The organism is Halobaculum sp. CBA1158 (assembly GCF_021431925.1).
Classification (GTDB): domain Archaea; phylum Halobacteriota; class Halobacteria; order Halobacteriales; family Haloferacaceae; genus Halobaculum.
Genome location: NZ_CP090371.1, coordinates 373,244 through 392,199 on the forward strand (window position 1 = coordinate 373,244; position 18,956 = coordinate 392,199).

Annotated in this window: 21 protein-coding genes and 1 pseudogene; 9 read left to right on the forward strand and 13 right to left on the reverse strand. The window is 69.2% G+C overall.

Annotated elements, in window-relative coordinates; all coding sequences use genetic code 11:
• On the reverse strand, positions 1–459 hold the full coding sequence (locus tag Hbl1158_RS01830) for a GNAT family N-acetyltransferase (protein WP_234298378.1): 459 nt from the start codon (positions 457–459) through the stop codon (positions 1–3).
• Positions 456–656 carry a ubiquitin-like small modifier protein 2 gene (locus tag Hbl1158_RS01835; RefSeq protein WP_234298379.1) on the reverse strand — a complete coding sequence of 67 codons (201 nt, stop codon included), beginning with the start codon at positions 654–656 and terminating at the stop codon, positions 456–458. The genes Hbl1158_RS01830 and Hbl1158_RS01835 overlap by 4 nt, the downstream gene beginning before the upstream one ends.
• A 92-nt stretch (positions 657–748) precedes the next feature.
• On the opposite strand from Hbl1158_RS01835, the pseudogene rfc reads away from it, so the two are divergent.
• A pseudogene (rfc, locus tag Hbl1158_RS17125) lies at positions 749–886 on the forward strand (replication factor C small subunit); the annotation flags it as partial.
• A 21-nt stretch (positions 887–907) separates the two neighbouring features.
• Positions 908–3,682 (forward strand): replication factor C small subunit, encoded by a 2,775-nt coding sequence (locus Hbl1158_RS01840; protein ID WP_255764204.1) that lies wholly within the window; start codon positions 908–910, stop codon positions 3,680–3,682.
• A gap of 25 nt (positions 3,683–3,707) precedes the next feature.
• On the opposite strand, the gene Hbl1158_RS01850 is transcribed toward Hbl1158_RS01840, so the two are convergent.
• Positions 3,708–4,673: a cation diffusion facilitator family transporter gene (locus Hbl1158_RS01850; protein WP_234298380.1), complete on the reverse strand. Its 966-nt coding sequence runs from the start codon at positions 4,671–4,673 to the stop codon at positions 3,708–3,710.
• 145 nt (positions 4,674–4,818) lie between these two features.
• Here Hbl1158_RS01850 and Hbl1158_RS01855 point away from each other — a divergent pair, with 145 nt between their 5' ends.
• Positions 4,819–5,337, forward strand: coding sequence for a metallophosphoesterase (locus Hbl1158_RS01855; protein ID WP_234298381.1), 519 nt, complete (start codon positions 4,819–4,821; stop codon positions 5,335–5,337).
• A gap of 269 nt (positions 5,338–5,606) precedes the next feature.
• On the opposite strand, the gene Hbl1158_RS01860 is transcribed toward Hbl1158_RS01855, so the two are convergent.
• Positions 5,607–6,470: a winged helix-turn-helix domain-containing protein gene (locus Hbl1158_RS01860; protein ID WP_234298382.1), complete on the reverse strand. Its 864-nt coding sequence runs from the start codon at positions 6,468–6,470 to the stop codon at positions 5,607–5,609.
• A 269-nt stretch (positions 6,471–6,739) separates the two neighbouring features.
• Between Hbl1158_RS01860 and Hbl1158_RS01865 the strand changes: the two genes are divergently transcribed.
• The gene (locus tag Hbl1158_RS01865; protein ID WP_234298383.1) at positions 6,740–7,954 is read left to right on the forward strand and encodes an acyl-CoA dehydrogenase family protein; all 1,215 of its coding nucleotides are present in this window, start codon (positions 6,740–6,742) and stop codon (positions 7,952–7,954) included.
• Between the two features lie 77 nt (positions 7,955–8,031).
• Entirely contained in the window at positions 8,032–8,334 is a 303-nt protein-coding gene (locus Hbl1158_RS01870) for a hypothetical protein (protein ID WP_234298384.1), read from the forward strand.
• Between the two features lie 54 nt (positions 8,335–8,388).
• Here Hbl1158_RS01870 and Hbl1158_RS01875 read toward each other — a convergent pair whose 3' ends face one another.
• Positions 8,389–8,760, reverse strand: a complete 372-nt coding sequence (locus Hbl1158_RS01875; protein WP_234298385.1) for a DCC1-like thiol-disulfide oxidoreductase family protein — start codon at positions 8,758–8,760, stop codon at positions 8,389–8,391.
• A 79-nt stretch (positions 8,761–8,839) separates the two neighbouring features.
• Positions 8,840–9,328 (reverse strand): cupin domain-containing protein, encoded by a 489-nt coding sequence (locus Hbl1158_RS01880; protein WP_234298386.1) that lies wholly within the window; start codon positions 9,326–9,328, stop codon positions 8,840–8,842.
• A gap of 114 nt (positions 9,329–9,442) precedes the next feature.
• Between Hbl1158_RS01880 and Hbl1158_RS01885 the strand changes: the two genes are divergently transcribed.
• Positions 9,443–9,763 (forward strand): ferredoxin family protein, encoded by a 321-nt coding sequence (locus Hbl1158_RS01885; RefSeq protein ID WP_234298387.1) that lies wholly within the window; start codon positions 9,443–9,445, stop codon positions 9,761–9,763.
• A 51-nt stretch (positions 9,764–9,814) separates the two neighbouring features.
• On the opposite strand, the gene Hbl1158_RS01890 is transcribed toward Hbl1158_RS01885, so the two are convergent.
• Complete coding sequence (locus tag Hbl1158_RS01890) at positions 9,815–11,944, reverse strand: heterodisulfide reductase-related iron-sulfur binding cluster (protein ID WP_234298388.1); 2,130 nt, start codon at positions 11,942–11,944, stop codon at positions 9,815–9,817.
• Positions 11,945–12,143: 199 nt separating this feature from the next.
• Here Hbl1158_RS01890 and Hbl1158_RS01895 point away from each other — a divergent pair, with 199 nt between their 5' ends.
• Both Hbl1158_RS01895 and Hbl1158_RS01900 read left to right on the forward strand, forming a co-directional pair.
• Positions 12,144–12,740 carry a conditioned medium-induced protein 4 gene (locus Hbl1158_RS01895; protein ID WP_234298389.1) on the forward strand — a complete coding sequence of 199 codons (597 nt, stop codon included), beginning with the start codon at positions 12,144–12,146 and terminating at the stop codon, positions 12,738–12,740.
• A 264-nt stretch (positions 12,741–13,004) separates the two neighbouring features.
• Positions 13,005–13,694: a hypothetical protein gene (locus Hbl1158_RS01900; protein WP_234298390.1), complete on the forward strand. Its 690-nt coding sequence runs from the start codon at positions 13,005–13,007 to the stop codon at positions 13,692–13,694.
• An 18-nt stretch (positions 13,695–13,712) separates the two neighbouring features.
• Here the strand turns inward: Hbl1158_RS01900 and Hbl1158_RS01905 are convergent, their stop codons facing one another.
• Genes Hbl1158_RS01905 through Hbl1158_RS01915 form a run of 3 tightly spaced genes read right to left on the reverse strand, consistent with a single transcriptional unit; the run spans position 13,713 to position 15,140 of the window.
• On the reverse strand, positions 13,713–14,354 hold the full coding sequence (locus tag Hbl1158_RS01905) for an L-threonylcarbamoyladenylate synthase (RefSeq protein ID WP_234298391.1): 642 nt from the start codon (positions 14,352–14,354) through the stop codon (positions 13,713–13,715).
• A gap of 3 nt (positions 14,355–14,357) precedes the next feature.
• Positions 14,358–14,870 (reverse strand): redoxin domain-containing protein, encoded by a 513-nt coding sequence (locus tag Hbl1158_RS01910; protein WP_234298392.1) that lies wholly within the window; start codon positions 14,868–14,870, stop codon positions 14,358–14,360.
• Positions 14,871–15,140 carry a glutathione S-transferase N-terminal domain-containing protein gene (locus tag Hbl1158_RS01915; RefSeq protein WP_234298393.1) on the reverse strand — a complete coding sequence of 90 codons (270 nt, stop codon included), beginning with the start codon at positions 15,138–15,140 and terminating at the stop codon, positions 14,871–14,873.
• Positions 15,141–15,270: 130 nt separating this feature from the next.
• Here Hbl1158_RS01915 and Hbl1158_RS01920 point away from each other — a divergent pair, with 130 nt between their 5' ends.
• On the forward strand, positions 15,271–16,659 hold the full coding sequence (locus tag Hbl1158_RS01920) for a hemolysin family protein (protein ID WP_234298394.1): 1,389 nt from the start codon (positions 15,271–15,273) through the stop codon (positions 16,657–16,659).
• A gap of 51 nt (positions 16,660–16,710) precedes the next feature.
• On the opposite strand, the gene Hbl1158_RS01925 is transcribed toward Hbl1158_RS01920, so the two are convergent.
• The 3 genes from Hbl1158_RS01925 to Hbl1158_RS01935 form a co-directional block, all read right to left on the reverse strand.
• Positions 16,711–17,340: a GNAT family protein gene (locus Hbl1158_RS01925; protein WP_234298395.1), complete on the reverse strand. Its 630-nt coding sequence runs from the start codon at positions 17,338–17,340 to the stop codon at positions 16,711–16,713.
• 107 nt (positions 17,341–17,447) lie between these two features.
• The gene (locus tag Hbl1158_RS01930; RefSeq protein ID WP_234298396.1) at positions 17,448–18,653 is read right to left on the reverse strand and encodes an inorganic phosphate transporter; all 1,206 of its coding nucleotides are present in this window, start codon (positions 18,651–18,653) and stop codon (positions 17,448–17,450) included.
• Between the two features lie 122 nt (positions 18,654–18,775).
• Positions 18,776–18,931, reverse strand: a complete 156-nt coding sequence (locus Hbl1158_RS01935) for a hypothetical protein (protein WP_234298397.1) — start codon at positions 18,929–18,931, stop codon at positions 18,776–18,778.
• Positions 18,932–18,956 lie beyond the last annotated feature (25 nt).

Consider the following 18,956-nt stretch of genomic DNA (forward strand, 5'->3'; position numbering starts at 1 on the left):
TCACCGCCTCACGTCCCTGTCGGCCGGAAGCGTCCCGAGCAGCCGCCCGTCGCGCTCGCCGCACGTCTCGATCTCGAACCTCAGCGACTCGTAGAACGGCCGTACCCCTGGCCTGAACGTCGCCGTCAACGACCCGTCGGTTCGCTCGGCGGCCGCCGCCACGATGGCGGTGCCGACGCCGTCGGCCCGCCGACGCTTGCGGACCGCGACCGCGTCGATGTGACCATCGTCGAGCACGATCGCGCCGATCACGGCAGGGCCTTCGGCCTCGCCCGTGGTGTCGTCGTCGACGGCGACCAGCGCGTCGCCGCCGGCGACGCGCTCGGCGAGATCGTCGGGGACCGAGAGCATCGCGGCGTCGAGGAGTCGCCTGACCGCGTCGTCGTCGTCGTCGCGGGCGGGTCGGATCGAGGCGGCGGTGTCGTCGCCGTCGCGGTCGCCGCCGCCCTCGCCGGTCATCCGCCCGTGATGAGCCGGAGCAGCTTCAGTTCGCTCGCCTCGACCGAGGCGTCCTCCGGGACCGGGCTTCCGTCCACGAGCACAGTCACCTCGTGGGGCGAGTAGCCGGTCGCCCGACACACGTCGGCGTAGGTCGCGTCGTCGTCGAGCGAGAGCGTCTCGGTCCCCTCACCGACGACCTCGCAGGTCACGTCCATACCCGTCGGTGGGGCCCGCGTGGACTTCGCCGTTTGGACTCGGGGCTCGGTATCTCGGGGCGTTTATCCCCCCGGCCCGCCGACCACCGGTCATGAGCGAGGCCGACGACGCCGAGGCCGCCGAGTCACCGCCCGGGCGGGAGGTCTGGATCGAGAAGTACCGCCCGCAGACGCTGGAGGACGTGTACGGGCACGAGCAGATCGTCTCGCGGCTCCGGAGCTACATCGAGCAGGACGACCTGCCGCACCTGCTGTTTTCGGGGCCGGCAGGTGTCGGGAAGTGTACGACGGGGGAAACACCGATACTCACGAACAGAGGAGTCGAACGCATCGACCGTGTCGTCGGCGACATCGAGGGGTTCGGGACTCCCGAGGAAGGAACGGAGGTCGTGACGTTCGACGACGACGGCGAGTTCGAGCACGTCGAGCCATCACAGGTCTTCGGGAAGGAGGCCGACGAACTCGTCTCGGTGACGACGCGCGACGGCGGCGAGTTCACCGTCACGCCGGAGCACAAACTCCTCGTCATCGACGCCGACGGACTCTCGTGGACCCCTGCCGGGGAGATCGATGTCGGTCAGCGGGTCGTCCGTCCGCTCGAAATCCCGACGCCGACGGATCCGAAGCTGGAGTGGATCGACGCTGTCGACGACGACCGGATCGAGATCGAACTGACTGGCCGCGCGATCGAGGAGTTCGATCGGCCCGTCGTTTCGCCGTCGGACCTCCGAACGGACGATACCTCTCGAGAACAACTTCGCGAGGATGTCGAACGGATAACGTACGTGAGTGCGTCCGGGAACCGGTCTCGTCCGATCACGCCCCCTTGGGAAGTGACGCCGGAACTCGCTCGGTTCGTCGGGCTCGCTGTCGCGGAGGCACGTATTGAACGCGGTCGGGTGAAATTTTATAACACGGATGCAGACCTCCTCGACGCGTTCGACGCGGCGATCGAGTCCTGTTTCGGACTGTCTGGGACGCGGGGCGAACAGAAGGGAGTTCCGTACGTCGAGGTGATCTCTCGGACGCTCACCCACTACTTGGAGGAGATGTTCGACGTGTTCGCGAGTGCCGGAGGAGCGGACCCGAACGCCGTTGGGTCGGCACTCGTCGCCGCGGACGATACCGCCCGAGCGGCGTTCCTCCGTGCGATGTTCGACGCCGAGGCACACGTCGCGGACAACGGCGTCGTCGAACTGACTCAACGGAACGAGCGTCACATCACCCTCCTCTCGTATCTCCTTTCGTCGTTCGGGGTTCCGTCCCGCCGCAAACGTGTTCGAAAGTCGGCAACGAACGGGAGCGGGACGGAGCGAGAGTACCACCAGCTGTCGATCTCCGGTGCTTCCGCGCTATCGCGGTTCGAGGAGCGGATCGGGTTCGACATCGAGGAGAAGGCAGCCGCGCTCGCGCGGGCCACCGACCGGCGCTCCAACCCGAACCACGACACGATGCCGGCCCAATCCACCGTCCACGACCTTACTGAGAGTCTTTGTCTTCCTATCGGCGAACTCACATCGGACTCGCTCCACCCTGAAAACCCCGGTAGAGAGCGGTACCTCGACGATGTCGAGGCGGTGCTCGATGCTGCTGTCGAACGTGTCGAAACCGCCCAGACCGTGCTTGCTCGGCTCGATACGCTTTCGCCAGCATTGAACGACGCGTCGGCGGTCCCCGCAGCGTGGGTCGACGCCCGCCTGGATCTCGAACCGCTGAGTAAGCGGAAGCGGGTCTCCGAGGAGATAGGAGTTCGGACGGATAGACTTCTCGAATACGCGGACGGTCGACGGACGCCGAACGCAAGGCGAACGATGGGCATCCTCTCGCAACTCGAGGGGACCCGACGGTCCGTCGATATCGGAGCTATCCAGCGGGTGTTGTGTGACTGTATCGATTCGTTGGGAATTTCGTACAACGAAGTCGCGGAGGGCACCACGCTCCGTGGAACCGAAACCATCGCGCTCCTCTCGAACGACGACCACGCGCCGTCGTCGTTGCCACGGTTTGAGACGGTCGCGGATCGGGTCCGGACGCTCGCGTCCCGGATGTGTTCCCTGGAGGTGATCGAGGATATCGCCTCGTTAGACCGACTCGCGTCCGCCGACCTCTACTTCGATGAGGTCGAGTCGGTCGAACGGGCGGACGGTCCCGAGCGCGTGTACGACCTCACCGTTTCGGAGACGCGGAATTATCTGGCCGGGAACGTCCCGACCGTGATGCATAACACGACCTCGGCCGTCGCGATCGCCAGGACCATTTACGGCGACGACTGGCGGACGAACTTCCTCGAACTCAACGCCTCCGACCAGCGCGGCATCGACGTGGTCAGAGACCGGATCAAGAACTTCGCGCGCTCCTCCTTCGGCGGCCACGACTACCGGATTATCTTCCTCGACGAGGCCGACTCGCTCACCGACGACGCCCAGTCAGCGCTCCGGCGGACGATGGAGCAGTTCTCCGACAACACGCGCTTCATCCTCTCGTGCAACTACTCCTCGAAGATCATCGACCCGATCCAGTCGCGGTGTGCCGTCTTCCGCTTCTCGCCGCTGTCGGACGAGGCCGTCGAGGCGCAGGTGCGCGACATCGCCGCCGATCAGGACATCGAGATCACCGACGAGGGCCTCGACGCGCTGGTGTACGCCGCCGACGGCGACATGCGTCGCGCGATCAACTCCCTGCAGGCGGCCGCGACGACCGGCGACGTGGTCGACGAGGAGACCGTCTACGAGATCACCGCGACCGCCCGGCCCGAGGAGATCGAGGCCATGGTCGAGGACGCGCTCGCGGGCGACTTCTCGAAGTCGCGGGCGACGCTCGACACCCTCCTCACGGAGACGGGAATGGCCGGCGGCGACGTGATCGACCAGCTCCACCGCTCGGTGTGGGAGTTCGATCTGTCCGACAGGGAGGCGGTGCGGCTGATGGAGCGCATCGGCGAGACCGACTACCGGATCTCCGAGGGCGCGAACGAGCAGGTGCAGTTGGAGGCGCTGCTGGCGTCGCTGGCGCTGGCCGACGAGTAGCGCGGAGAAGCGCGACGGCGTCGGCCTATCGCTCGGGCTCGATGTAGACCGCTCGGACGCGGTCGTCGATGCCCCGCAGTTTCTCCTCGATCCTCGTGATGTCCTCGTCGAGGTCGGCCGTCACCGACTCGTCGTCGAAGCTCACGTCGGCGGTGACGAGCGCCTCGCCGGGGCCGACGAACACGGTCCGGAAGCCGTCGACGTGGACGACGCCCTCGTGGTCGGCGATCGCCGTCCGTAGCTCCGACTCAACGTCGGCGGCCAGCGACTCGCCGAGGATGAGGCGCTTGTTCTCCCACGCGAGCGCGACCGCGAAGCCCATCAACAGCGCGCCGATGGCGATCGAGGCGATCGCGTCGAAGATCGGCATCTCGAGATACCGCGCGAGGGTGATCCCGACGAGCGCGATGACGGCCCCGCCCAGCGCGACCGCGTCCTCGGTGAAGGCGGTGAGCGTCGTCACGTCGCTGGTCTTGGAGAACGCCTCGCGGACCCCCGACCAGCCGTACGAGTCGATCTGTCGCTGGAGCTCCGCGTTCGCCTTCGCGAGTGCCCAGACCTCGAAGACGATCGCGCCGAGGAGGACGACGACGTTTATCCAGAACGGGTCGACCGGGACGAGTTCGGTGAAGTTGATCCCCGCGAGGATCACGTCGGCGCGCTCGCCGCCGTGGCCGGGATTCATCAACGCACCGTAGCCGTGTTTCAGCGACTCCCAGCCGGCGATGCCGAACAGCAGCACCGAGACGAGAAACGCGTAGAAGAACTGGGCCTTCCCGTAGCCGAACGGGTGTGCCCGGCTCGCCTCCTGTTTCGAATAGCGGATCCCGATGAGGAGGAACACCTGGTTCCCGGTGTCGGAGATCGAGTGGTACGTCTCCGAGAGCATCGACGGCGACCCGGTGAGCAGGAACCCGAAGAACTTCATCACCGCGATGGACCCGTTGGCGATCAGCGCGGCGATCACCACGGATCTGCTTCCTCCAGCCATTGTCGCGACGACTCTCCGGACGGGTATCAAACCCGTGGACACGCGCGCCCGCCCGCGGTCGGTCATCCGGCGCGGTTCCGGCGGGACGTGTCGGCACCTCGACGGTCCCGAACCGTTAGGGCGCCGGGCGTCCACCGTTCCGACGATGCTCGCCGTCATCTCGGACACGCACGCAACCGACGACCACCGCCTGCGCGGTCGAACGCTCGATGCGGTCCGGTCGGCCGACGCCGTGATCCACGCGGGCGACTTCTACCGCGAGCCCGTGCTCGAGGCGCTCCTCGACGTGAACGACTCGCTGTACGGCGTCACCGGCAACAACGACGACGCGGCGCTGCGCGATCGGCTCCCCGGCGAACGGGTCGTCGCCCACGAGGGCGCGACGATCGCGGTGCGCCACCGGAGCCGAAGCGGCGCGACGGGGCTGGCGCTGTTCGGTCGCGAACGCGACGCGGACCTCGTCGTCTTCGGCCACAGCCACCGTCCGGAGTTCGACGACTCCGGCCCGGTGCCGCTGCTCAACCCCGGAAGCTACGCACAGCCCCGCGGCAACCGCGCGGCCCACGCCGAACTCGCCCGGACGGCCGACGGGCTCTCGGGGCGACTCGTCACGCCGGAGGGCGAACCCATCGAGGAGTTCGCGGTACCGGTCCGGGACGCGTGAGCAGAGGGGTGGGGACGGCGACCGACCGGAAGGAGGGGGAGGGGTGTGGCCCTCGGTGCCGTCCCGTTCGGGGGTGAGTGCCGTCCCGTTCCTCGGGGGAGGGTGCGTGTGGGGACCGCGTGTGGAGGGCCGACGCGTCACCGGGGACCGGTACCAGTCGCTTGTGGCGCTCGCGTCAAGTACCTTCTCTATGGTCAAATCCCGCTTTTAGTTACCGACGAAGGGTGTACGCCGGCGTTTTCGGCGGCCGCGTTCCGCCGCGTCGGCGGTCACGCGCCGCCGCGACGGTGGACGTACAGCGCCGCCAGCGCCAGCGCGAGCAGTCCCCCGCACAGGAAGAGGAACCCCGGCGAGGCGGCCAGTTGCTCCGCGAGCGTCGGGGCGGTGTCGGCGGCGACGGTGTACGTCGTCTCGGCGGCCGCCTCCGTGGCGGCGGGCTCCGCGGTCGTCTCGGGTGCCGCCGTCTCCGGGGGCGGCGTTTCGGTCGCCTCGGCGATCCCGATCCCGCCGTCGTCGGCCGCGGTCTCGGTCGCCGCCTCCGTCGCCGTCTCGGCGTCCGCCGGCGCTTCGGTCGCGGCCGCGTCCGTCGAATCGGCGCTCACGTTCGTCCCGCCGGAGTCGCCGCCGCCGTCGGCGGATCCGGCGGATCCGAAGCCGAGAGTCGGGGCGAACGGTCCTCCGAGGACGGTCTCGACGACGGCCGCGCCCAGACCGATCGCGCCGACGCCGCCGAGCACGCGGCTGAGCGTCGCGCGGATGCCGGACGCCTCCGACTCGCTTCCGGCCACGAGCACGAGCGGGCCGTCGGCGGGGGCGTACACGTCCATCTCGCGGCCCTTCCGCGAGTAGGCCGTGCCGGTGACCTCGACGACGCCCGCCTCGCGAAGCCGCTTGAGGTGGTACTGGGCGTTCTGGAGGGAGGTGTCGACGCGGTCGGCCACGTCGCTTGCGGGTCCCGGGCTGTCGTGGAGGGCGGCGAGGATCGCGCGGGCGGTGTCCGAGGAGAGCGACGACAGCACGGCGTCCGCGTCGTCGCCGTCGACGCCGATGACGCGCGGTTCGGCCTCGCCGTCGTCGTCCCCGTCGGACGCCGGCCCGCCGATCCCCGGGATGGAGGACGGGAACTCGGCCATCGTCGGCCTATTTCACGCTGGAGGGTGTAAGCCTTCCGTGCGATCGGCACCGTCTCTCACCGCGGGGTCGCTGTCGGGGTGTCACCACCGCGTCGCCGTCGCCGTACCGTCGCCGCCGACACGCTCCACCCTGCGTCGGCGACGACACGGCCCACCTCGTCTCGGCGACGACGCGGTCCACCCCGCGTCGGCGACGACTCGCCGACTCCCTCACGAACGATCCGGGGAATCCCGACAGTCATTTGACGGTGTGTCGCCGACTCGAAGACATGCTCGATTACGTCGGTCTGGAGGCGGATCTCTCGGCGGAGGAGACGCTGATCCGGGACACCGCCCGGGAGTTCGTCGCCGAGGAGGTCGCCCCCGACATCGCCGACCACTACGAGGCGGGTACCTTCCCGACGGAGCTCATCCCCGAGATGGGCGAGCTCGGATTCTACGCGCCGAACCTGGAGGGGTACGGCTCCCCGAACGTCTCCGAGCGGGCGTACGGCCTGCTCATGCAGGAGTTGGAGGCGTGCGACTCGGGCCTGCGTTCGATGGCCAGCGTGCAGGGCGCGCTCGTGATGTACCCGATCCACGCGTTCGGCAGCGAGGCCCAGAAGGAACGCTGGCTCCCCGACCTCGGTCAGGGGGAGGCGGTCGGCTGCTTCGGCCTGACGGAGCCGGACCACGGCTCGAATCCGGCGGGGATGGAGACGGCGGCCGAGCGCGACTCCGCGGAGGAGACCTCCGCTGACCCCTCGGAAGTCGTCGCTTCCGAGGACGCCGACGGCTTCGTCCTCAACGGCGAGAAGACGTGGATCACCAACGCCCCCATCGCCGACGTGGCGGTCGTGTGGGCGAAGCTGACGAGCGAGGAGGAGTCGCCGGTGCGGGGCTTCCTCGTCGAGACCGACCGCGACGGCGTCGAGACCCCGAAGATCGACGACAAGCTCTCGATGCGCGCGTCCGTCACCGGCGGGATCGTCCTCGACGACGTTCGCGTGCCAGAGGAGAACGTCCTCCCCGAGGTGGAGGGGATGAAGGGGCCGCTGTCGTGTCTCACACAGGCCCGGTACGGCATCGCGTGGGGCGCGGTCGGCGCGGCCCGCGACTGCTTCGAGACGGCCCGCGAGTACCAGACCGACCGCGAGCAGTTCGGCGGTCCGATCGCGCGCTTCCAGATCCAACAGGAGAAGCTGGCGGAGATGGCGACCCAGATCACCCTCGCGCAACTGCTCGCGTACCGCCTCGCCGACCTGAAGGAGCGCGGCGATCTGCGCCCCCAGCAGGTGTCGATGGCCAAGCGAAACAACGTCCGGATGGCGCGCGACCAGGCCCGGATCGCCCGGGAGATGCTCGGCGGCAACGGGATCACGACGGATTACTCGCCGATGCGCCACATGAGCAACCTGGAGACGGTGTACACCTACGAGGGCACCCACGACATCCACTCGCTGATCCTCGGTGCCGACCTCACCGGGATCCAGGCGTTCGAGTAGGCGGCTCCCGGCGTTCAGACGGCACCGTGGGAATCGTGATCACACCTAAGTGGATACGGTCTGAGTCGCCAACCGAGATGGCCGGACCGGTCGAACGGCGGCGTCGGACGCTCGCGTTCTCCCGCGAGGAGGCGTGGGTGGTCCACGTCGCGCTCCTCGACCGGATCCGTTCGGCCGTCGAAGACGACGGGGGCGGACGCTCGGTCGAGAGGTACGCCGAACTCGACGCTCTGTCGACGCTGGAGGGCGAGAACGAGCGGTTCTCGACCAGCGAGGTCGCCGCCATCCGCGCCGCGTTGCGGTCGTACCTCCCGAGCGCGCCGCCTCGAGACCTCCTTCCGGGGCGGGAGGCGCTCCGGCGGGTCGACGGCGACGCGTGATCGCGGCTCCGAGGGTCGGGACCGCGACGTGACGCGGGCGACCGGACCGGACCGTCACCGCTTCGACAGCGACTCGCTCCGCGCGAGCTTCCCCCACAGCGCCCGGCGGTCGGCCGCCCAGCGGTAGAGCGTCTCGCGGGCCTCGGGGTACCTCGGCAGGCCCCGCGCGGCGGCGGTGAGCCACCATCCCGCCGCGCCGGTGCGCTTGGCGACCTGTTCGAGCGCCTCGCCGCAGGAGTACACCGCGCGGTCGGTGACGAGGTGCATACACTCCTCGTAATCGTCGGGGAGTCGCGCGCGAAGGTCGTCGTTCTCGTCCAACTCGGAGAAGCCGACCGGCTCGAACTCGCCCAACTCCAGCGCGTGCGAGACGCAGAACGTACAGAAGCCGCAGTCGTCGTCGTACACGAGACGCGGAACCGACATACCAGACGTAGGTGCTCGCCGGATATGTGCCTTCGGACGCCGCCCCCGACCGCACCGGCCGCACCGACGGGCCGAGCGGTTACCCCTCCTCGCCGTCCCAGTAGTCGACGGCGTCGTCGCGGCGGAAGTACGCGTCCACGTCGCGCTCGCCGGCTCCCCCCGGTGGGTCGCCGGCCATCGCGCCGACCGTGTCCGAGTCGGGATACACGAGCACCTCCGGATCGCGCATCGTCGACATCGCGAGGTAGCGAAGCGGTCCCTCGGAGTCGTTGATAACCCGGTGTGCGCCGTCCTCGCCCGCCGGCAGCGCGACGTAGTCGCCCGCGCGGAGGTCGGCCTCGCCGTCCGCGTGGCGCAGGGTGCCCTCGCCCGACAGGACGTAGAGCGCCTCCTCGTTGCCGGCGTGGTAGTGGTACGGCCAGGCCCGCTTTCCCGGCGGCAGTTCATAGAGGCTACACCCGAGGTCGTCGCCGTCGGCCGCCGCGGCCAGTCGCTTGCGCCGCCAGCCGACTCGATCGCCGCGGTCGGTCTCGTCCCAGTCGAGGTCGTCGGCGTTGACGCGGTCCATGACGACCGGGTCGCCGGCGCGGGGCGTAACCGTGTCGGCGGCGGGAGCTGGCGCGTCGCCCGCGCGGTCCCTGGATGCCGGCGCTTTTGTACGTGAGCGGACAATCCCCCGGCAATGGGAATCGATCCGAACTTCGACGAGAACCGCGAGCACGCCGGCGAGGAGAACGGCCTCGACGTATGGGGGCCGGTCGACCCGCCCGAGAAGCTGGGGATCCACGGCGCTCACGTCGCCGTCGACTACGACATCTGCATCGCCGACGGCGCGTGCCTGGAGAACTGCCCGGTCGACGTGTTCGACTGGGTCGACACGCCCGACCACCCCGAAAGCGAGAAAAAGGTCGAGCCGACCCGCGAGGACCAGTGCATCGACTGCATGCTCTGTGTGGACATCTGCCCGGTCGACGCGATCGACGTGGACGCCTCGCGGTCGTAAGCGCGGCCGAGTTTCTGACTCCACGAGTTCGGAAGCCGCCGATTCGACCGCTCAGTCGGCCGCCGTCGGCGACGTGTCGCCGTCGGCGTCAGCGTCGCCGGGAGCCTCGACGGCCACACCCTCCTTCGCCGCCAGCGCCTCACACAGCAGCTCCGCGATGTCGACGATCTCGATGTCGTCCTCGAAGTTCCCGGTCTTGCGGCCGTCCTCGTACATCGTCCCGCACATCGGGCAGGCGACGACGAACTTCTCGACGGCGTCGCCGGCAGCGGTGTCCTCCAGCGCCTCGCGAAGCCGTTCCTCGCTGGGTTTCGTCTCCTCGTCGTGGTCCATCCAGAGGCCGCCGCCGCCGCCCCCGCAGCAGAAGGAGTCCGAGCGGTTGCGCGGCATCTCGTGGAGGTCGACCCCCGTCGCGCGGATCAGGTCGCGGGGGGCCTCGTACACGTCGTTCATCCGGCCGAGGTGACACGGGTCGTGGTACGTCGCGGTGTAGTCCAGTTCCGTGCCGTCCAGCCCGAGGCGACCCTGATTCACGAGGCGCTCGACGATCTCCGTGTAGTGGAAGACGGGGTCGTCGAACTCGCTCACCTCGGGGTACTCGTTGCGGAAGGTGTTCATCGAGTGCGGGTCGGTCGTGACCACCTTCTCGAAGGTCGCGGAGCCGAACGCCTCGACGTTGTCCTCGACGAGCATCTCGAACAGCCCCTCCTCGCCGACGCGGCGCACGTCGTTGCCGTCGTGCTGTTCGTCCTCGTAGAGGATGCCGTAGGAGACGTCCGCGCGCTCGAACAGCGTCGCCAGCGACCGAGCGACGCGCCGGTTGCGCTCGTCGTAGCTGGGGTACTCGCCGACGTACCAGAGGAACTCCACGTCTTCCTCGCGGGCGTCGGGCACCTCGAAGTCCAGGTCGTCCGTCCAGTCGGGTCGCTTGCGGGCGGGGTCGCCGAACGTGTTGCCGTTCTGGAACACGTTCATCATCGCGTCCTGCACCATCTCGTCCATCTGGCCCGTCTCGGTCAGCCGGCGGTTCATCTGGGTGAACTCCGGCACGTGTTCGATGTCGACGGGACAGGCGTCCATGCAGGCCATACAGGACATGCACGACTCCATCGACTCGGCGGCGATGACCGACTCGCCGCCGTCCGCGACGATCTCGACCGCCTCGGTCTCGCCGGCGTCCAGCGACTCGCGGTAGCTCTTGAGGTCGAGGATCACGTCGCGCGGGTCCAGGTTCCGGCCGGAGGCCTTCGCCGGGCAGACGGAGGAACAGCGGCCGCACTTCGTGCAGGCGTCTTGGTCGAGGATGTGCCGCCACGAGAAGTCCTCGATGGAGCCGTAGCCGATCTCGTCGGGGTCGGCGTCCTCCGGAACCCCGGGCAGCCGGACGCCCGCCTTCTCGTCGCGGGTGACGACGTTCGCGAACGAGGAGATCATGTGGAACGGCTTCGCGTACGGAATCAGCGCGATGAACGCGAACGCCAGCAGGGCGTGACTCCACCACGTCCAGTAGTACAGCGTCTCGGCCATCCCGACGGTGACGCCCGCCTCCGCGAACACGCCGGCGAGGAAGAAGCCGACGAACGACACCTGCTCGTATGCGGCGAACTCGGCGGAGCCGATGATGCGGAACGCCTCCAGCACGTAGCCGCCGACGCCCAGCGCCAGCAGCGTCCAGACGAACGCGTCGTCCTCAAGCGAGGTGTGCTTGCCCCACAGGCGACCCTCGCGCTCGGTGTAACGCCGGTAGATTGCCATGCCGACGCCGACGACGAACAACAGCCCCATCGCGTCCATGACGAACGAGTACGAGAGGTAGAAGTCGCCGATGAAGAACGACTCGCCCGTCACGGGTCGCCAGAAGTCGAGGTCGATCCCGAGGATCGTCGTTCCGATCAGGAGGGTGAGAAAGCCCCAGAGGATGAACGCGTGCATCACGCCCGCGTACAGGTCGCGGTCGAACTGGTTGCGGTTCGACGCCACGATCCGGGCCGCCCGCAGCACTCGCCCCGGCAGGTCGTCGAGGCGGTCGAACCAGTCGTCCTCGCCGGCGGCGTAGCGCGCGAACCGCGCGTACGTCCCGTAGAGGAACACCGCGATCGCGACCGCCGCGAGGTAGTAGAACGCGGCCTTCCCGACGGGGCCGATCGTCCAGAAGGTCTCGCGCGTCACGTCGGCTTGCATGTCGCTATCGCGTTCGCGTCCGTGGTTAAATCTTCTCACAGTCGCGCTGCGTCGCCGTGATCGGGCCCTCATGAACGTCGCGAACGGGAGCGGTCCACCGGGTCGATACCGCATTCGGCCGAACGGCCGCCACGGCCGGTACCGCCCGCGACGACGCCGTCAACAGCCTTTTCACCGGCCGCGGCGTTCACACCGATCAATGGACGAAAAGACGGAGGAACTCCGCGACATCTTTCTCGACGCGACGGGCGACGACACCGTCACCGAGCGCCAGCAGGAGGGGCACGGCTCGCTGGTGACCGACGCCGGCGACGGGGACCGGGTCGCCGAACTCGTCGCCCGGATGCGCGAGCGCTACGCGTTCGAGACGGGGCTCTCCGACGACGACCTCGAACGCGTCGTTCGCCTGTTCTTCGAGGACGCCGACGACGCCGCCATCGCCGACGACCTGGGCGTCGACGAGGCGACCGTCTTCGACGCTCGGATGGACCTCCACCTCGTCCGCGACCGCGACCGCGACGCGCCGTTCGCCCTCTCGGCGCTCCGCTCGCTGCACGTCGACGGGGTTCCGATCCCCGAGCGCGCGGCCGAACTCGACGCCGACGAGGCGACCGTCGACCACTACTCGCGGGTCGTCGCCGCCGACCTGGAGTCGACTCGCGCGAACGACCGCTTCCGCGACGAGTTCGCGGACCTGCTGGCCGAGCAGGACCTCAAGAGCGGCCACACCGACGAGGCCCACGAGGACGGGCTTCGCGAGGCCGCCGAGGACATCGAGACGAACGTTTCCTTCTGACGAACCGCTTTTCGGACAGGGGTTTCCTCGGTCGCTCGCTACGCTCGCTCCCTGCGGGAACCCCCGTTGAAAACCCGTTCATGACAAAACTACCGCTCGCTCGCCGGCCGGAGGCCGGCTCGCTCGCGGTACTGACGCTGGTGACTCCGCACCGCGGCCGCGACACCCTCGCCCCGCCCCGCGCCGCGACTGCACCGCCACCGCAACCGCGACTCCCACCGCCCGCCGCGAACGTTCAAATACGAAGCCGGAACCACCGACGGTGTGCCCCCGGAGAAGGCGACGTTCTCGGACCTCGCGACGGCGACGTACTGCCCCCGACAACTGTACTACGACCGACGCGAAGACGACCGAGAACCCCCGCCCGAGGCGACCGCCCGGATCGACCTCGCCTTCCGCTACCCCGAACTGCGGGACATGGACGACGCCGAACTCGCTGCCGAGCCGATCGATCCCCCGCCGGCGGCGTACCGGGCCGCCCTCGAACGGCTGGCCGACCGTCCCGACTGGAACGCGCTGGTCGATCCCGCCCGAACCCGGGTCCTCCTCGAGGGGAAAGACGCCCGCGGCGTCGCGCACAAGGTGCTCGGGTCGACGGCCGAGGACGCCGTCGGCGACCCGCCGACGCCGGTGATCGTCTCCCCCGGCGACCCTCCTGAACGCGGCGTCTGGGAGCCGCAGTCGGTTCGGGCCGTCGCCGCGATGCACGCGCTCTCGTGGGAGGAGGAGCGACGGATCCGGCGGGCGCTCGTCGAGTACCCGGCCCACGGCGTCGTCCGGGAGGTCCGGCTGTCGGTCCGCCGCTCGGGAGCGTACCGACGGGTCCTGCGCTCGATCCGCGACATGGCGGGACCGCCCTCGCGGCTCTCCGGAAGCCCGAAGTGCGACTCGTGTCGCCACCGAACGAACTGCGGGGTGAACACGCGAAGCCTCCGGAGCCTGATCGGACTGTAGGTCCGATACCCCGACCGATCAGGGCTCGCCGGCCAGCCACTCGCGGATCTCGTCGGCCAGCGGTCCCGACCGGTGGATCACGCCGCGTGCGGGGTCGACGACCGTGCTCTCGCCGCCGGGCGTCTCCCCGCCGTCGAGCACGACTGCACAGGCCTCCCGGACCCGGGAGTCGAGATCGGCGACCCGCCGGACGCTGCCCGCGCCCGAGCGGTTCGCGCTCGTCGCCGTGATCGGCCCGGCGGCGTCGGCCAGCGCCCGCGCCGTCTCGTGATCCGGAACCCGGATACCGACCCGCGGCTCGCCGTCGGTGAGTTCCGGCGGGAGTGCGTCGTCGCGGTCGACGACGACCGTGACGGGCCCGGGGAGGAACTCGCGGGCGAAGCGGGCCGCGCGGTCGCTCGCGGGCACGAGCGACAGCGCCGCCTCGACGCTCCCGAACGCGACCGAGAGCGGCTTGTCGCGCGGGCGGTCCTTCGCCTCGAAGACGCGCTCGACCGCCGCGGGGTCGGTCGCGTCCGCGCCGAGCCCGTACACCGTCTCGGTGGGGTAGACGACCGTCTCGCCCGCCCGGACCGCCTCGGCAGCACGGTCGATGTCGGCGGTAGTGATCCCGCCGTCACCGACCCCGTCGCCGTCCGTCCCGTTACCGGTCGCGTCCATCGCTCACAGGCGCTCGATGTGCGATTCGACCTCGTCGTAGTCCGGGAACTCCGGCCACTCGGAGGCGACCCACGCGTACTCGACGGCGTGGTCGTCGTCCAGCAGGAAGACGGCGGGGCGGTGCTCGCGGACTCCCGCCATCCCGTCGAGATCGTGCGCGACGCCGTACAGGTCGCCGACGCCGACTCCGGGATCCGAGAACAGCTCGTAGTCCATCCCGCGCTCCGCGAGGAACGACGTGTGCTCGTACGGCGTCGAGGCGGAGACGCCGACGACTGTGACGTGGTCGCTCGGGCCGCGCCCCCACTCGCGGTCGCGGATCTCGTTCCAGATGTACGTCGCCGGGAACGCCCCGTCCATCGGGAAGAACACGAGCGCGACGGGACCGTCGAGCTCCGACAGCGCGGTGTCGCTCCAGTACTCGTCGCCGACGAGCGGACGGGTGAACTCCGGGGCGGTCTCGCCCTCGGCGACGTGATCCGCCTCCGGAAGCTCGACGACCTCGAAGTCGACCATTCAGGCACCTCCCGCCGCGGCGTCGCCGTAGGTGTTGTCGAGGTACTCGACGATGTTGCCCGACTCGGACATCGTGACGCCGGTGGCCTCGTCGCGGATGGCCGGGACCGAGCGCTTGCCCGTGAGCCGAGCGACCGCGTTCCGGTCGGAGTGCATCGGCTCGACGAACCGCGACTCGTAGTCGAGGTCGTACTGTTTGAGCTTCCGGACGACCCGCTCGCAGTAGGGACACGCCTGGAGCCGATACAGCGTGATTTGGGGATCTGACATACCCACCAGTACGACTGCCTCCGGCGTAATCCCTTCGCCCGCGGAATCGACGACGGTGCCCTCGTGTTCCGTCGACCACCGGAGTCGAGGACAACGCTTAATCCGGGGGCCGAGCAAATCCCCGTATCACATGGGTTTGTCGACGGTACACGCTCCACTAGTCTCGCCCGCGCAACTCGGCGGGCTCGCGAACGCCGTGCCGATCAACGACACCACGATCACCGTCGGCGGGGCCGTCGCGATCGTCGTGCTCATCGGGCTCTCCGCGTTCTTCTCCTCCTCGGAGATCGCGATGTTCTCGCTGGCCAGCCACCGGGTCGAGCAGCTCGTCGAGGACGGCCGCCTCGGTGCCGGGACGGTCAAGGAGCTGAAGAACGACCCCCACCGGCTGCTGGTGACGATCCTCGTCGGCAACAACATCGTCAACATCGCGATGTCCTCGATCGCGACCGGCCTGTTCGCCATCTACATGAGCCAGGGACAGGCGGTCGTCGCCGCGACGTTCGGGATCACCGCGCTCGTCCTCCTGTTCGGCGAGTCCGCTCCCAAGAGCTACGCCGTCGAGAACACCGAGTCGTGGGCGCTGCGGGTCGCCCGTCCGCTGAAGATCTCCGAGTACGTCCTGTTCCCCCTCATCGTCGTCTTCGACTACCTCACCCGCGTCATCAACAAGGTCACAGGCGGCCGGTCGGCCATCGAGACGTCCTACGTCACCCGCGACGAGATCCAGAACATGATCCAGACCGGGGAGCGCGAGGGCGTCATCGAGGAGGAGGAGCGGGAGATGCTCGACCGGATCTTCCGATTCAACCAGACCATCGCCAAGGAGGTGATGACCCCCCGTCTCGACGTGAACGCGGTGCCGAAGGACGCCTCCATCGACGAGGCGATCGAGACGTGCGTCCAGGCGGACCACGAGCGCGTCCCGGTGTACGAGGGGAACCTCGACAACATCGTCGGCGTCGTGAACATCCGCGATCTGGTCCGCGCGCGCTACTACGGCGAGGGCGACAGCGACCTCGCGAGCGTCGTCCAGCCCACGCTGCACGTCCCCGAATCGAAGAACGCCGACGAGCTGCTCGAGGAGATGCAGGACTCGCGGATGCAGATGGTGGTCGTCATCGACGAGTTCGGCACCACCGAGGGGATCCTCACCCTGGAGGACATGGTCGAGGAGATCGTCGGCGAGATCCTCGAGGGCGACGAGGAGGAGCCGTTCGAGTTCGTCGACGACGCGACCGTCCTCGTGCGCGGGGAGGTCAACATCGACGAGGTGAACGAGGTGCTCGACATCGAACTCCCCGAGGGCCAGGAGTTCGAGACGCTCGCCGGCTTCGTGTTCAATCGCGCGGGCCGACTCGTCGAAGAGGGCGAGGAGATCGACTACGACGGGATCCAGATCCGGATCGAGGAGGTCGACAACACCCGAATCATGCGCGCTCGCGTCACCGTCACCGAGGCGTACTACCGCGACGACGACGAGCAGGAGTCCGAGGCGAGCGCGGAAGTCGAGGGCTGAGGCGGGCCGACGGGTTCGCCGCCACGCTCCCGGGCGTCGTCCGCTCCCCGGTTACCAGTAGAGATCGAACTGCAGCGTGGACCGGTCTTCCGTCGCCCGTTCGTACTCCTCCCGGACGATGCTGAACCGGTGCTGGTCGGTGACCGTGCCGGAGGGGCGCGCGGAGTGGTGCCGGAGCACGCCCTCGTGCCGGCCGCCGTAGCGGTCGACGTACTTCTCGATCATCCGTCTCGACGGCTCGTTGTCCCGGGCGCACGTCGTGTAGAAGGCGTCCAGGTCGTATCGCTCGAACGTCAACTCGACGAACGCCGAGGCGCGCTCAAGTCCGTACTCGCGACCCCAGTACTCCTTCGCGAGCACGATCCCCGACCCCGCCCGCCGCTCGTCCCACTCCGGTCCGAACGCGGTGACGCCGACGGGATCCCCGTTCTCGTCCGCCGATCGGAGGAGGTACCGCGCGGTCTCCCGATCCTTCCACTGCTCCTCGGCGTGATCGACGAACCCGGAGACATCGTCGAGGGTGTCGAACCGGAACCACGGCATGTGCGTCGTCGCCTCACCCCGCCAGTCCTCACGTCGGACGAGGTCGTACAGTTCGAACACGTCGGTCGCCTCGTGACCGATCCGTTCGAACCGGAGTCGGTCGGTCTCGATCCGTTCGGGAAAGATACCCTGCGTCATTCGTGCGCTCGGATGTCCGAACGGCCACCGAAAACTGTTGGTGTCGTCGTCCCCGGCCGCACCGATCCGCCCCAGGCGCGACCGGACGTGACGGCCGAGGTTACGACCTACAGCACCGAATCGACGGCGATGAACGCCCCGTACCCGAGACCCAGCGCCAGCGCCAGCGACCCGATCCACGCGAGCACGGTGTAGCCCATCTTCCGGGTGCTCACGCCCGCACCCCCCGCGGCGTACCCCGAGCCGATGATCGCGCTCACGATGATCTCGTTGAACGAGACGGGGATGCCGAACGCGACGGCGGTCTGTGCGATGGCGAAACTGGGGATGAGCGCGGCGATGGAGCGCCGGGGTCCCAGCGAGGAGTAGTCCTGCGCGAGCGCCTTGATCATCCGCGGCGCGCCGGTCCACGACCCCGCCAACAGGCCGAGGCCGCCGCCGACGAGCACGGCGATCAGCGGGATCTGCACGTCGGCACCCTCGCCGCCGATCAGCGGGACGAGCGGGCCGATCGCGAGGCCGACCTGCGAGCCGCCCGCCGAGAACGCCACGAGCCCGCCCAACACGAGCAGGAAGCGCCGCTGTCCCCGGGCCTGGTCGGCCCGCATGTCGCGGTGCAGCGCCAGCGCGACCACCACCGCGAACGCGACGGTCACGAGCAGGCGGCCGACGGGGAGCCCGGCGGCGTCGGCGACGGGGACGACGTCGGACGCGACGCCCGCGAGCGAGCGCTGGACGCCCGGCGGGCCGAGGACGGTGAAGCCGACGTTGGCGACGAGCGCGGCGACCAGGCCCGCGAGCGTCGGGACGGCGACCGTCTCGGCGACGCGCTCGGCGCGCAGGAGCCGCGCGGTCGCGTACGCGATGAACCCCCCGACGAACGGCGTTGCGACCCACAGCGCGACGATCTCGCGGTACTTCCCCCACGCCGGGTCGCCCCCGAGCGCGAGGCCGACGCCGACGACCGCGCCGGTGACGGTGAAGGCGGTGGCGATCGGGTAGCCCGCGAACACGCCGATCGCGACGAGCACCGCGGCGGTGATCAGCCCGACGATGGCGGCGGTGGCGGTGATGGGGGCCCCGATGATGAGGTCGTTGCCGACGGCCTCGGTGACGTTCGCGCCCTGCAACACCGCTCCGAGGAAGCCGAGCACCCCGACGATCAGGCCGGCGCGCATCACCGAGATGGCGTTCGCGCCGACGGCGGGGGCGAACGGCGTCGACCCCGAGGAGCCGGCACCGATCGCCCACGCCATGAACAGCGACGCGAGTCCGGCGACGAGAAGGGTGACGAGGGTGCCGGTCGCGACCATGTCACTTCCTCACCCGCCGCGAATAAGTCCTTGTTGGGTTCCGGGCGACGTGTCGCGGTCGCCGCCGAGATCGGCGGTCGTCTCCGGCGGGCGTGGAACCGCGGACGCCGCTCGCCCGTCGGTTACCGTTTGCCCTGGTCGTACCCCTCGGCGGCGCTCACGAGGATCCGGCGGACGAAGAGGTAGCCGCCGAACACCAGCGCCAGGAGGACGACGAGGATGACCGTCAGCGCCGGGTTCGCCGCGACGGCGTCGACGAGCGTGTCCACGATCTGCATGCTCGCGGATGCGGCGCTCCGGGTG